10 protein-coding genes are annotated in these 14,440 nt (G+C 61.3%); all 10 read left to right on the top strand.

The window, feature by feature from the left end:
- Nucleotides 1–109: 109 nt before the first annotated feature.
- The 10 genes from METLW4_RS26705 (at nt 110) to METLW4_RS25660 (ending at nt 14,392) form a co-directional block, all read left to right on the top strand.
- The gene (locus METLW4_RS26705; protein WP_198290236.1) at nt 110–3,409 is read left to right on the top strand and encodes an autotransporter outer membrane beta-barrel domain-containing protein; all 3,300 of its coding nucleotides are present in this window, start codon (nt 110–112) and stop codon (nt 3,407–3,409) included.
- Between the two features lie 1,110 nt (nt 3,410–4,519).
- On the top strand, nt 4,520–5,710 hold the full coding sequence (locus METLW4_RS0120960; protein WP_018268192.1) for a UDP-N-acetylglucosamine 4,6-dehydratase: 1,191 nt from the start codon (nt 4,520–4,522) through the stop codon (nt 5,708–5,710).
- A gap of 192 nt (nt 5,711–5,902) precedes the next feature.
- Complete coding sequence (locus METLW4_RS0120955) at nt 5,903–6,625, top strand: phytanoyl-CoA dioxygenase family protein (protein WP_018268191.1); 723 nt, start codon at nt 5,903–5,905, stop codon at nt 6,623–6,625.
- 40 nt (nt 6,626–6,665) lie between these two features.
- Nucleotides 6,666–7,670 carry a UDP-N-acetylglucosamine 4,6-dehydratase (inverting) gene (gene pseB, locus METLW4_RS0120950; protein ID WP_018268190.1) on the top strand — a complete coding sequence of 335 codons (1,005 nt, stop codon included), beginning with the start codon at nt 6,666–6,668 and terminating at the stop codon, nt 7,668–7,670.
- Nucleotides 7,671–7,674: 4 nt separating this feature from the next.
- Complete coding sequence (gene pseC / locus METLW4_RS0120945) at nt 7,675–8,832, top strand: UDP-4-amino-4,6-dideoxy-N-acetyl-beta-L-altrosamine transaminase (protein ID WP_018268189.1); 1,158 nt, start codon at nt 7,675–7,677, stop codon at nt 8,830–8,832.
- On the top strand, nt 8,829–9,524 hold the full coding sequence (gene pseF, locus METLW4_RS0120940; RefSeq protein ID WP_018268188.1) for a pseudaminic acid cytidylyltransferase: 696 nt from the start codon (nt 8,829–8,831) through the stop codon (nt 9,522–9,524). Before pseC ends, pseF begins: the two co-directional genes overlap by 4 nt.
- Nucleotides 9,437–10,972, top strand: coding sequence for a UDP-2,4-diacetamido-2,4,6-trideoxy-beta-L-altropyranose hydrolase (gene pseG, locus METLW4_RS27175; RefSeq protein ID WP_083919348.1), 1,536 nt, complete (start codon nt 9,437–9,439; stop codon nt 10,970–10,972). Before pseF ends, pseG begins: the two co-directional genes overlap by 88 nt.
- A gap of 39 nt (nt 10,973–11,011) precedes the next feature.
- A complete protein-coding gene (pseI, locus tag METLW4_RS0120930) occupies nt 11,012–12,049 on the top strand; it encodes a pseudaminic acid synthase (RefSeq protein ID WP_018268185.1) in 1,038 nt (345 codons plus the stop codon).
- A gap of 23 nt (nt 12,050–12,072) precedes the next feature.
- On the top strand, nt 12,073–13,083 hold the full coding sequence (locus METLW4_RS25665; RefSeq protein WP_245258543.1) for a Gfo/Idh/MocA family protein: 1,011 nt from the start codon (nt 12,073–12,075) through the stop codon (nt 13,081–13,083).
- A 28-nt stretch (nt 13,084–13,111) separates the two neighbouring features.
- Nucleotides 13,112–14,392 (top strand): DegT/DnrJ/EryC1/StrS family aminotransferase, encoded by a 1,281-nt coding sequence (locus METLW4_RS25660; protein ID WP_198290234.1) that lies wholly within the window; start codon nt 13,112–13,114, stop codon nt 14,390–14,392.
- Nucleotides 14,393–14,440: the final 48 nt, after the last annotated feature.

Genomic DNA, 14,440 nt, shown 5'->3' with positions numbered 1-14,440 from the left:
TAATCGTTCTGCCGGCCATAGGGCGAACGACGACGCTCGCCCGCGAGGCGCCGGCCTGATTTGCAGTTTCGCAGCGAAGTCGTTTTCTAAAAAAATGGCAGGTGGCGTCGTGGCGTATGCTTCATTCTCTGGCTCTGCGACGAGAGGGCTTGTCGCCGGCCTCGCCTTCGTTCCCGCCGCATCGGCGCAATCGGTCGATATTCCGCTCCAATTGGAGCAAGCGAAAACCGGCGTCATATTGACGATCGATGTCGGAATCGGCGGCCAGGCGCCGCGGCGATATCTCTTCGACACCGGATCGTCGCTGTTCAATGCGGCCTATTCGGCCGACGCCTTCGGCGCGGTTCCGTCGAGCATGGCCTCGACATTGCCGACCGGCGTCTCCTACAGCTATACGGGCGGCAACACTTTCACTGGCAATCTCGTGAGCGCGCCGTCTCTCACCTTCTATCCGGCCGGGGCGTCACAGGCGGGCGCGGGCGTGACGCTGAACGCGACCACTTCGAGCGGCGCGCAATCGGGTTTCGTCATCAATGCGATCTATTCGCGCAACGGCGTCGCGATCGACAACGTCGTTCCATTGCAGGCGCTGGGCGCGTTTCAGGGATATTACGGCATCTTCGGCGCCGGGGATTTCGCGCAATTCAGAACGGGAACCGGCGCCAATTCGAGCACGACGGTCGTCGGCAGCGTGCTCGGCCAGGCGGTCGTGCCCGGGACGACGGCAGGATATATCGTCGCGGCGAATGGTCAGGCGCTCTCCTCGCTGAACGCCGCGATCCCCGGGGCGTCCGTGAACGGGCCGCAGGTCGGGCAGAGCGTGACCGCCTGCAGCCCTTGCGTGATGCTGGGCCTGACGCCGGCGCTGCTCGCGCAATTCAGGCCCGTGAATAGGCTCGCCTGGACGTCGCCTCCCGGCAATACGCCGCGGAACTTCCCGAACTCGAACGCTCCGAGCTCCTGGGAATATGGCGTCAACATGAATTACACATTCGTGAACGCCGGCGTCACGACGTCGCTGCAGAATGTGCCGACGCTTCTCGACACCGGGACGCTCATCGTCCAGCTCAACAGCAAGAGCCTCGACGGCGCGCAGAGCCTGCCCACGGGGTCGACGCTGACGAGCGTGGGCGGCGCGATCGGCGCCGCCCCGACGACGGACCAGCTCTTCTCGGCCGGCCCCTACAGGGTCGCTTTGAATAATACGAGCAACCTCACGATCAATGGCGTCGGATTTTTCCTGCAGAACTCGGTGCTGTACGATCTCGCCGGCCAGGCGGTCGGCTACACGCCGAATTTCGTCACGGATCAGGCTATTTCGACGACCGCATCCAAGCCGCTCGTCATCGGCTCGGATTCCGTGCCCCTGGGTCTCGCCGGCGTCATCTCTGGACCGGGCGGCGTCACAGTGACCCCCGGCGGCTCCGCTGCTCTGAGCGGCGCGAACGCCTATACGGGCGCGACGACGATCGCCGGCGGCGCGCTCGCCCTCGTCGGTTCCGGCTCCATATCGACGTCGAGCGGCGTCTCGGTCTCGGCCGGCGGCCTCTTCGATATTTCGGGAGCGACCGCGCCCGCGAAGATCGCGTCGCTCGCGGGCGATGCGACCGGCGCCGTCGCGCTCGGCGCAAATACCCTCACTCTCTCCAATGCGAGCCGCTCCTACGCCGGCGCGATCGTCGGCTCGGGCGGCGTGTCGCTGCAGGCGGGCGTCGAGACGCTCTCGGGCGCAAACCGCTATCTCGGCCCCACCTCCGTCGACGGAGGAATGCTGATCGTCGATGGCTCGATCGCCTCGTCGTCTCTCACCACGGTGCGGGCCGGCGCTGCGCTGTCCGGCGTCGGAACCGTCGGCGCATCGGCCGTCGAACGCGGGGGCGTTTTCGCGCCGGGGTCGGGCGCGGCGGCGAGCGCGACGACTGTCGCCGGCGATCTCGCCTTCGCCGCGGGCTCGACTTATCTCGTGCAGATCGATCCGACGACGGCCTCGCGCGCCGCGGTCGCCGGCAAGGCGTCGCTGACTGGCGCCACGGTGGTCGCCTCCTATGCGCCTGGAAGCTATCTCGCCAGAAGCTACACGATTCTGACGGCGGCGAATGGGCTCGGCGGAACCAGCTTCACTGGCCTCGCGTCCCCTAATCTGCCGCCCGGCCTGACACAGAGCCTGAGCTATTCGACGAACGCGGTCTATCTGAGCCTCAATGCGAACCTCGCCAGCGCAGCCATGCTCCCGAGCGATCAGCGTGGCGTCGCCAGCGGGCTCGACCGCTATTTCAACGCGGGCGGCCTGCTGCCGCCGAATTTCATCAAAGTGTTCGGGCTGGGCGGCGCGGCGCTCGCTCCGCTCTCCGGCGAGGCCGCGACAGGCGCGCAGCAGACGATCTTCCAATCCGGCGGGCGATTCCTGGACACGATGCTCGAACCCTCCATTCCCGGTCGCGATGGCGGCGACGTCGGCGGGGTCGGCTCGATCGCGCCGGCGCTCGCTTATGCGGAGAGCGAGCCGCGCATCGCGAATGAGATTTCACACATCGCCGGCGCGTCGACGCGAGCCGCGCCGGACGCCGCGCGGCAGTCGAGCATATGGGCCACATCCTTCGGCGGCCGCGGCCGCCTCGCCGGCGATGCGGACAGGACCGGCAGCCATGACGTCTCTGCGAATCTCTTCGGCGTCGCGGCGGGTCTCGATTATCGCGTCGATCCGCAGACGACGCTGGGCGTCGCCATGGCCGGCGGCGGCGAGAATTGGGATTTGTCGGAAGGGCTGGGCGGCGGACATGGAGACTTTCTTCAGGCCGGCGTCTATGCGTCGACGCGTTTCGATGCGCTGCATGTCTCGGCCGCTTTCGCCTTCTCCGAACATTGGCTCTCGACGCAACGCACCTCGGCGTTCGGCGATATGCTCGCCGGCACCTCGAATGCGCAGAGCTATGGTGGGCGCGTCGAGAGCGGTTATCGCCTCGCGACTTCACTCGGCGGCGTGACCCCTTATGTCGCCGCGCAAGCTCAGAGCCTCTCGACGCCGGGCTATACGGAGCGCGACGGCGCCGGCGGCGGCTTCGCTCTGAGCTATCGCGGACGAACCTCGTCCGATACGCGCGGCGAAGCGGGCGCGCGTTTCGATCGGATCGTCGCAGCCCTCGGCGACGCGGTTCTGCTGCTGCGGGCGCGGGCGGCCTATGCGCATGACTGGGTCGGCAATCCGATCCTTGCAGCGTCCTTCGCATTGCTGCCCGGTTCGAGTTTTTCGGTCGAAGGCGCGCGGCCGATCAAAAATGCGTCGTTGGCGACGACAGGATTGGAGCTGCGCCTGCCGCGTGGTGCGGCGCTCTTCGCCAAATTCGACGGCGAATTCGCGCGGCGCTCGCAGAATTATGTCGGCAGCGCGGGCCTCCGCTACAATTGGTGAAGCGCGAACGCGCTGCTGCTGCGAGAAGGGCGCAGCGCGAATGGGGTCACGGTTCGATCGCCCCCAATCGTAAGCCTGCTCGAGGGTCCTTCAGCGATCACGCGCGACATTCTCGATCGGCTCGTGTGTCCAGCGAAGGCTGGTGCGTTCGGCACGGGATAGACCTGCCGGGGCAATAGTCGGAAGCCCCGTAGCTCGGATAGCAAGGCGGCGGGGACGTCCATCTCCATCCGCCGCTCAACGGCGCAACCGATCATCTCGCGCAGGAAATCGGCGTCGGAGACTTTTCCAGAAGCGCCCGTAGGCTCATCGTCTCGTCGGTCATCGGTGGGTTCGGTTGCGTCGAGATTCGCAAACCGACCATAACCGGAGAAGCGCCTGCGGCCGCGGCAAGCCGCTCGCTCGTTACGGCGCAATGAAAAGCGAACGCCGCGAGCCGCTCGCTCACGAACTGCTACACCACCGGAGGGGACACGACCCCCACCACGATAGCTGCTTCGTTCAATCGGCAGGCCTATCCGCCGGCTTGCTCAATTGATGGCAGGCTCTAGACGGCGCGACACAGGCGACGAAATGCCTTTTCTTCAAACTTCGGCTCATGACGAAACAGAGAGATCATGAAAATCCGGCGCCCGCGAGCACGCGATCCGCCAAGAGGATGCGCACGAAAGTCATAGTGACACGTCGAGCGATGTCGCGATCGTATCGATCGATCCAAATGCGTATATCGATACGGGTATTAACGGATAGATGCGCGATCCGAGGCCGGGCTATTTTAACACCACGCCTGCGGCGTCTTCTCCTCGACGGATCGAGCTCATGCTCACCCGTTGTGCGGTAGCTTGGAAGCGTCCCGCGCCACGAAGGCGTTGGACGACACACGACTGGATGCGACGAAGTCGCTCCGCGGTGTCGCACTGATCGCCGTGGGCTTGCGGCGGCGCCCTTCGTCCCTCGAGACAGCAAGGTGAGTCGATGCGCCCATGGGCGCGTTCGCCCTCACCCTCTGATCCGAAACGGTCGTTGGCCGTGGCGCGCACTGCGACGCTCGACGTCGACGTCGGGTGAAATCGAAATGTCGAATGCAGTCTCGAATCGAAGACGGGAGGAATGATGGATGTGCTGCGCCTCATTGGGCGAACGCGAGCCCTCTTCGACGGAGATATCCGCGCGCACGACGACCATTTGTGTGATCTGGTCGCGGACGGCCGCTTTCTCGTCATCGGCGGCGCGGGGTCGATCGGACAGGCTGTAACGCGCGAGCTGTTCAGACGAAACGCCCGAGTGCTCCATGTTGTCGACATCAGCGAAAACAATATGGTCGAGCTCGTGCGCGATCTTCGCAGCACGTTCGGCTATATCGATGGAGACTTTCGAACGCTTTCGATCGATTGCGGCGGGCGCGAGTTCGAAGAATTCATGTCCGCCGACGGCGGCTACGACTATGTGCTCAACCTCTCCGCCTTGAAGCATGTTCGGAGTGAGAGGGATCCATATACGTTGATGCGTTTGATCGACGTGAATATCCGTCATGCGGTCAAGACCGTGGGTATGGCTCGTGAAGGTGGAGCGAAGCGCTACTTTTGCGTCTCCACCGACAAGGCCGCCAACCCGGCCAATATGATGGGAGCGAGCAAGCGCATAATGGAAATGTATATGATGCGAGAGAGTCGCACTCTCCCGATTTCTATGGCGCGGTTCGCCAATGTCGCATTCTCTGACGGCTCGCTACTGCACGGGTTCAATCAGCGTTTCGCCAAGCGGCAGCCGATTTCAGCGCCGAAGGACGTGCAACGGTATTTCATCACGCCACGAGAGTCGGGAGAGCTCTGCTTGTTGTCGTGCCTGCTCGGCGACAATCGAGACATATTTTTCCCGAGGGAATGCAGCGATCTGAAGCTAACGACATTTTCGGACATCGCTATACGCTATGTCGCCTCGATGGGCTTCGAGCCGCACGTCTGCGAAAGCGAAGACGAAGCGAGAGAGCGCGCGGCGGCGCTCATCGCGACCAAGCGCTGGCCGTGCTATTTCTTCTCCAGCAATACGACGGGGGAGAAGGAGGTCGAGGAATTCTATACCGAGAGTGAAACGCTCGACCTCGACCGGTTCGAAAGCATCGGGGTGATCAAGAATTGCGACACGGAGGATTACGTGCCGCTAGACGAGTTCTGGTCACGGATCGAGACAATGAGACAATCGGCGTCTTGGGACAAGAAGGCGATTGTCGCACTGTTCGAGTCGCTCGTTCCAGAATTTGGCCATCTCGAGACCGGTAGATATCTCGAATCACGAATGTAGGCGTCGAGCGCCTCCTCGACCGACGACCTAACGGCGAAAGAAGCTCGCGCTTCGCGCCTCGTCGATCGCGGGGAGCCGGCTTGTGCTTCTGACTCGTCGCCCGAGCGATGTGAGCATGGCGCTCGAACGATGATGTCGCCGAATTCTCGAACTGGCGGCGGAAGACGACCTTCGAGCCAATCGGAGAAGACGATGAGCTATGCCGATCTGCGATTTGATCTGAGCGTGTTGCACGAGAAGCGGAGCGAGCTCGAGAAGAACGGATTTCTGCTCATCGAGGACGCCCTGCCTGCCGACTATTGCGAAGACATTGTTTCGTTCATAGACCGCCATCTCGACGAAGCCGGAGGCGAATGCGAGCTCGGGCAGCTCGGGTCCATGCAACGAATTTATGCAGCCGAAAAATACGCGGATATCGTCGAGGATTTCAAATCCAAATGCGCTCAAATTCTGAGCTCGATCTTTTCCGAGCGCCTCGCTGTGAAATGGATTTTGGCGATGCGTGATCGGACGATCGCTTTGGATGATGACGCCGCCAGGGAAAAGTTCGTCAAGGGACGCTGGCATTACGATTCGTGGAGCGATCAATACAAAATATTCTTGTTTCTACGGGATATCGGTCCCGAGAACGGGCCGTTCGAGTTTATTCCAGGAACGAATGGTCGCTTCAAGAAGCGCTTGGCGTTGACCAGGCCTTGGTGGCTGTTCAATCCGTTTACTCACTTTCTTTCCAGGAAGCGTCCCTATCAGAGCATCTCGGACGAAAGAATTCAGACGATCATCGATAGCGGACTCCCTACGAGGCCCGTGCTCGCCGAGCAGGGCTCGATCCTGATCGTCAATCCGTCCGCTCTGCTCCACCGCGCGGCTCCCCTTTGGGAGGGGCGTCGCTATCTGGCGGTAGCGTATTTCTAGAGATTTCCGAACGACGATGTCGTCAAGGTCAGGACCCGATATGTTGAACGGCAAAAATATCTTGATCACCGGCGGGACCGGTTCGTTCGGGAGGGAGTGCGCTCGGACGATCCTGACGAAGCATCCGTACGTCAAAAGACTCGTGATTTTCTCTCGCGATGAGCTCAAGCAATTCGAGATGGCGCAGGAGCTCTCTTTGAGCGAATTTCCCGCCATTCGATATTTCATCGGCGATATTCGTGATCTCCCCCGTTTGACGCGCGCGCTCGAAGGCGTCGACGTGGTCATTCATGCGGCTGCGTTGAAGCAGGTGCCGGCGGCGGAGTACAATCCGTTCGAGTGCATCAAAACGAATATTCTAGGCGCACAGAATCTCATCGAGGCGTGTCTCGACTGCGATGTCACCAGAGTCGTCGCTTTGTCGACAGACAAGGCGGCCGCGCCGATCAATCTCTACGGAGCGACGAAGCTGTGCTCGGACAAGCTGTTTACAGCGGCGAACAACATCAAAGGCAAGCGCAACGTTCGCTTTTCCGTCGTGCGCTACGGAAATGTCATGGGATCACGCGGCTCGGTGATTCCGTTCTTCATGGAGCGCCGCAAGTCCGGGGTGCTTCCTATCACCGATCCGCGGATGACTCGCTTCAACATCAGCCTTCAAAGCGGCGTCGAAATGGTGCTGTGGGCTCTGGAGCATGCTCGAGGGGGAGAGATTTTCGTTCCGAAGATACCGAGCTATCGGATCACCGACTTGGCCGAGGCGATCGGGCCGGATTGTGAACATCCGGTGGTCGGAGTCCGTCCGGGCGAGAAGATTCATGAGGAGATGATAACGGTGAGCGATAGCTTCAATACAGTGGATCTCGGCCCATATTACGCCATTCTCTCTTCGGCGGGCGAGGTGTCTGTGGAGAGGTACGCAAGAGAAGAGGGCGGCATTCCGACACCGGCCGGCTTCGCATACAACAGCGGGACGAACAAGGATTTCTTGTCGGTAGAGCAGTTGCGTCGCTTGATGCGCGAGAAGCTGTATCTCGAGGTTTGAGGACGTGATTCCTTATGGACGCCAGTCTGTCTCGGAGAAGGATATTCAGGCCGTTGTCGATGTCCTGCGTTCGGACTTCCTGACGCAGGGGCCGAGGGTCCCCGCATTCGAGCGAGCCATCGCCGCGCATGTCGGCGCAAAGCATGCCGTGGCCGTCAACAGTGCGACTTCGGCGCTGCATCTCGCGTGCTTGGTCCTCGGTCTCGGCGCAGGCGACGCTCTGTGGACCAGCCCGAACAGTTTCGTCGCATCGTCCAATTGCGGGCTCTACTGCGGTGCGCGCGTGGACTTCGTGGATATCGATCCACGAACGTATAATATGTGCCCTCGGGCTCTGCGACGGAAATTGGAGACGGCGCGGTCAGCCGGTCGCCTGCCGAAGATCGTGGTGCCTGTTCATTTTTCTGGGCAGTCGAGCGATATGGACGCGATCGGCGAGCTGGCGAGAGAGTTCGGCTTTCGGGTGATCGAAGACGCATCCCACGCCATTGGCGGTTCGTGGCGAGGCAGTCCCGTCGGATCTTGCGCGCACAGCGATATCGCCGTTTTCAGTTTCCACCCGGTGAAGATCATCACCTCGGGCGAGGGCGGCATGATCCTCACGAACGACGCCGCGCTCGCGTCGCGCGCCATCGAGCTGCGTAGTCACGGCGTGACGCGCGATCCCGATCGCATGGTTCGTCCAGGTGGTGGGGCTTGGCGCTACGAACAGATCGGGCTTGGTTTCAACTATCGCATGACGGAGATGCAGGCGGCGCTGGGGCTATCGCAGCTCGAGGAACTGGTTCGCTTTGTCGTCGCTCGGCATGCTCTCGCGGCCCGCTATGACGAGGCTCTGAGAGACCTGCCTCTGGTGTTGCCATGGCGCCACCCCGATAGCTATTCGGCGCTTCATCTCTATGTGGTCCAGATCGAGGATCACGCTCCGATCGGACGAATGGAGCTGTTCGAACGCTTGCGGGAGGAGGGGATCGGGGTGAATGTGCATTACATTCCCATTCACACGCAGCCGTATTATAGCGCCCTCGGCTTCCAAGTCGGCGATTTTCCGCTGGCGGAGCGCTACTATAGCCGGGCCATCAGCCTCCCTCTCTATGCGGATATGAGCGAGGCGGCTCAGGATCACGTGATCTCCGCTCTGATCGAAGCTTTGCGTCGATGAGAATCGCCGTCATACCCGCTCGCGGCGGCAGCAAGCGAATTCCGCGCAAGAACGTCAAGCCGTTTCATGGCCACCCGATGATCGCATATGCCATCATGGCGGCCCGTCGAAGCGGGGTCTTCGATAAGATAATCGTCTCGACGGACGACGCCGAGATCCACGCTATCGCACGCGATTTCGGGGCGGAGACGCCCTTTGCGCGTCCTGCGGAACTAGCGGACGACCACACGCCGACCGTTCCGGTGATCGCTCACGCGATCGGCGTCTGCAAGGAGATGGGGTGGGAAGTCGGCGATGTATGCTGTGTGTATCCCAGCGCGCCTTTCGTCGCGGCCGAGGACATTCGTTCCGGCTGTGAAATGTTGGCGGAGGGATCGTGCGCCTATGTGTTTCCGGTCACGAGCTTTCCTTCACCGATTCAACGCGCGCTTCGGCGGTCGGAAAATGGAACGGTGACACCGTTCTTTCCAGAAAATTCCAGTGTGCGGACCCAGGATCTCGAGCTCGCTTACTTCGACGCCGGCCAGTTTTACTGGGGCCGAGCGTCGGCGTGGGAAGCCGGGCTCGATATTCACAAGAATGGTCGTGCTCTCATTCTACCTGAGTGGCGGGTCGTCGATATCGATACCCATGCAGATTGGGAGCGCGCGGAACTGCTGTATTCCGTCTTGGTGGAGAGGCGCCTTCTTTGAGAGCGATCTTTCGAGCGGACGCTTCTATTGATATCGGATCGGGCCACGTGATGCGGTGTCTCTGTCTGGCCGACCGTCTGGCGGCGGCGGGGGTGGAGACAGTGTTCGTTAGCCGCGACCTGCCAGCCTTCCTGCAGCGGCGATTCGAGGCAGGTGGGCATCGGTCGATCTCTCTGTCGAGTTCATCGTGCATGAGCGAGGTTGCCGATGTCGACGAGACTCTTCGCGGAATCGATACCGCGGATCTGATCATAGTGGATCATTACGGCTTAGGGGCGGTATGGGAGCGCGTGGCGCGGTCATATGCCCGGGTTCTGGCGATCGATGATATAGGCCGTGTCCATGAGTCCGATCTGCTGCTCGATCAGAATTTCTATCTCGAGCCGCAGGCGCGGTATGAGGGACGATTGGTTCCGGGCGCAATTTCCTTGCTCGGTCCTCGCTATGCCTTGTTGCGACCGGAATTCCGCGAGGGACGGTCGGTTGCGTCTTTCCGCGATAGAGGTGTTGGACGGATATTGGTGTCGCTCGGCGGAGTTGATCGGGACGATGTCACCTCGGTTGCTCTCGAGGCCATTGACCAAGCGAATATTTCCGGCGTGCATGTCGATGTCGTGATCGGCGCGATGCATCCGGCGTCAGCGCGCATTCGGAAATGGTGCTCGACTCGAGCGCGCTCGAATCTTCACATGCAGGTGAGCAATATCGCGGAATTGATGGTCGCGGCCGATCTGGCGATCGGCGCCGGCGGGCAGAGCGCCTGGGAGCGTTGTTCGGTCGGGTTGCCATCCGTAGCGATCTGTGTGGCGGACAACCAACGAGAAGTCGTCCGGGAGGGCGCCCGAGCGGGCTTTCTGCTCGGAGTCGAGTCGATTCCTACCTCCGAGCAATTGGCGGAAGATATTCGTCTATTCGTCCGCCGCCCGACGATGCTGGAGGCCATGTCGCGGCGCGGGTACGACATTGTAGACGCGCAAGGAGTCGATCGATTGGCGGCGATATTGTGTCCGCCGACAGTGATCGTTCGCGCGGCTAGAATGGAAGACGCAAGATCGATCTACGCATGGAGAACGGACGAAACGGTTCGGCGGGCGTCTCGTGACGCTGCTTTGTTTTCCTATGATGAACATTGCGCGTGGATGCGCCGCGTCTTAGTGGATTCTCGTCGTATGCTGCTGATAGGCGAAAGCGAAGGTCGCGCCATTGGCGCGATACGTTTCGATCTACAGGAATCGAAGGCCGAAGTGTCGATATTCGTCGATCCAGAGCAGAAGGGGCGCGGTCTCGGCCTCGCGATCCTTCGAGCTGGAGAGCGGCATCTCGCGCAACGGATACCCGAGGTGGAACGAATCGAGGCCTGGGTAAACGAGGGCAATGTCGCTTCGGAGGGCTTGTTTCGCCGCGCGGAATATGAGGCTCAGATGCGATTTTTCGAGAAGAGGATTTGAACGTTGCCGGCATTTCGAAACTTCGTGATATCCGGGCGCATGGTTGGACCGGATCATCCGCCGCTCATCGTCGCGGAAATGTCCGGCAACCATAATCAATCGCTCGACCGGGCGCTGGCGTTGGTCGAGGCTGCGGCGAAGGCGGGCGCTCATGCGCTGAAGCTGCAGACATATACCGCCGACACGATGACCTTGGACTGCGACGAGCCGGGGTTCGTGATCGAGGACGCGAATAGCCTCTGGGCCGGGGCGCAGCTCTATCGGCTCTATGACGAGGCGCGGACGCCATGGGAATGGCATGCCCCGCTCTTCGCGCGGGCGCGGGAGCTGGGAATGATCCCGTTCAGCACGCCGTTCGACGCCACAGCGGTCGAATTTTTGGAAACCTTGAATTCCGCTTGCTACAAGATCGCATCTTTCGAGAATACCGACATCGCGCTGATCAGACGCGTCGCGGCTACGGGGAAGCCGTTGATCATTTCGACGGGGATGGCGTCTGTCGGCGAGCTGGCGAAGTCGGTTTCCGCCGCCCGGGAAGCGGGTTGCGAGAATCTCGTGCTTCTCAAATGCACGAGCACCTATCCCGCGACGGCGGATAGTTCGAACATTTCGACGATTCCACACATGCGGCAATTGTTCGAATGTCAGGTCGGTCTATCGGATCACACAATGGGAACAGGTGTCAGCGTTGCCAGTGTGGCGTTCGGCGCGACTGTGATCGAAAAGCACTTCACGCTGGCGCGCTCCGATGGCGGAGTCGACAGCGCCTTTTCCTTAGAGCCCGACGAGCTTCATCGTCTCGTGATCGAGACAGAACGCGCTTGGCGAGCGGTTGGCCGGGTTCACTACGGCGCGACAGTGGCAGAACAGCAATCGCTTCAATTTCGCCGGTCTCTCTATATCACGAAGGATCTCAGAGCGGGGGAGCGCCTAACGCGAGAAAATGTGCGGGCGATACGTCCCGGCTTCGGATTGGCGCCAGAACATCTCGAAGAAGTGCTCGGCGTGGTCTTGGCTACGGATGTCGTGCGCGGCACGCCACTGTCCTGGACGCTTTTGCGAGGATCGCCGACGTGAATTCGGGCGGAGGGCCGTTGCGAGTGCTGATTGTCGGGTGTGGAAACATCGCCGGCGGGTTCGACATGACTCGCTGCGCGGATGCGCCGCCGTTGACCCATGCCGGCGCCTATGCCCGCCATGCCGGCTTTCGGATCGAGGCGTGCGTCGATCCAGACAGGCGCCGTCTCGCCGAGTTCGCTGATTACTGGCGCGTTCCCTTCTCGGCGGCGTCCATGGCCGATTTGCCTGACGAGCGCGGGGCGTTCGACGTCGTTAGCATTTGCTCGCCGACAGCCCTGCACCAGGAGCATATCGAGGCGGCTCTGCGACTCGAGCCACGGCTGATCTTTTGCGAGAAGCCGTTGACGTCGAGCGAAGGGGCGTCGAGCCGTTGGACACGAGCGTGCCGTGAGCGGAGCGTCACTCTCGTGGTCAACCACACTCGCCGTTGGGATCCCGCTGTCGACGCCTTTGCGACGGAGCTGCGTCAAGGCCGTTGGGGCGCGATTCGCTCTGTCGTCGGCCACTATAACAAGGGAATAATGAATAATGGCGGGCATCTCGTCGACCTGCTTCTCAGGCTGGTCGGGCCGATGGAGCTGATAGCGACAGCGGGCGTTCGGTATGACCACTGGAGTGACGATCCGACGGTCGCCGCTTTGCTCGTCACCGAGAACGGCGGCGCGCCAGTCTATCTCAGCCCGGCCGACGCTCGGGATTACGCGTTTTTCGAGCTGGAGCTGGTTTGCGAGAAGGGTGTCGTGCGTATGGAGTCCGGGGGGATGGCTTGGCGTCTTCGCGAGATCGTGGCGAGCGAGCAGTTCAAAGGTTACACATCGCTGGGCCAGTCGTCGGAGCGCGAGGGTTCGTATCCGAGGGCGATGTCCCGGGCCGTGTCGGACATTTATTTCCATCTCGTCGAGGGACGAACGATCGGCGGCTCAGGAGAGCAAGCGCTCGAGGCGCAGCGCATTTGCCAAATCCTTCTGGACGCCGCCACTTCGTCCGACGCCGCGAACGCATGCCGCGAGGTGAGAGGTCATGAGGCGTAGAGTTCTAGCGATCCATGGCGGAGCGCCGGTGATCGACCGGCCTCTAGCGCGCTTCGAGAGCATTGGTGAGGACGAAGTGGCCGTGGCTTGCGATGTTGTCCGTGGCGGCGTCTTGTCCGCCTACATCGGTGCATCGGGACCCGGCTTCTTGGGCGGTCCCAATGTCCGACGGTTCGAATCGGAAGCAGCGCGCCATTTCGGAGTCGAGCATGCGATTGCTGTGAACTCTTGGACCTCGGGTCTGATCGCCGCAGTTGGCGCGATCAGCTTGGACCCTGGCGATGAGGTCATCACGACGCCATGGACGATGGCGGCTACCGCCACAGCAATTCTGCACTGGAACGGTATTCCGGTCTTTGCCGACATCGATCCGCAAACGTTCAACATTTGTCCGCGGAACGTCGAAAGGCTGATCACCTCTAGGACGAGAGCGATCATGGCGGTGGACATCTTCGGGCAATCGGCCAATATGGCGGCGCTTCGGAAGCTGGCGGACAAGTATCAACTCGCACTTCTGAGCGACACCGCGCAAGCCCCCGGCGCCAGAGTGGGAGACTCCTATGCCGGAACGCTCGCGGATATCGGTGGCTTCAGCTTGAATTATCATAAGCATATCCATTGCGGCGAAGGCGGCGTGCTGGTGACGAATGACGACAGGTTGGCGCAGCGCCTCCGTCTCATCCGCAACCACGCGGAAGCGGTGGTCGACACTGACGATCCGCTAGAGCTCGCCAATATGCTGGGGTTCAACTTTCGAATGGGCGAGATCGAAGCCGCGATCGCTTCCATTCAGCTCTCGAAGCTCGCGCGGCGTGTCGAGAGTCGTCAGCGCATCGCACGACAGCTGAACGACGGTCTTGCAGGTCTTCGGGGATTGACGACCCCGACGGTCGCCGAGGGAGCGACGCATGTCTATTACGTCTACGGCGTCACATTGGATATCGACTGCCTCGATGTGTCGCGTGAAGCAATCGCCGCCGCGCTGCGCGCGGAAGGCGCGCCGGTCTTCGAAGGCTATCAGAACCTCCATCTGCTGCCCCTCTTCCGCAACAAGATCGCTTACGGCTCGAAGGGCTTCCCTTGGAGTTCGTCCTATTGCTCGAATGATATCCAATATGGTCCGGGCCTATGTCCGGTAGCCGAGGAGCTGCATGGAAAGACTTTTTTGGGGCTCAATCTGTGCATGCACGAGTTTCCGACCGAGGACGTCCAACTCGTGATCGAGGCGTTTCGAAAAGTGTGGAACGCGATGGGCGAGGAGCTATGCCCGAAGGCGGGCGACCGCGTGAATCAAGCGGCGGATTTTTGATCGGGCACGATTTCGATTTCGGCGCGGAATTTTACATCGCTGATGAGT

Source organism: Methylosinus sp. LW4 (genome assembly GCF_000379125.1).
GTDB lineage: Bacteria > Pseudomonadota > Alphaproteobacteria > Rhizobiales > Beijerinckiaceae > Methylosinus.
This window is presented reverse-complemented; position numbering and strand designations above follow the sequence as displayed.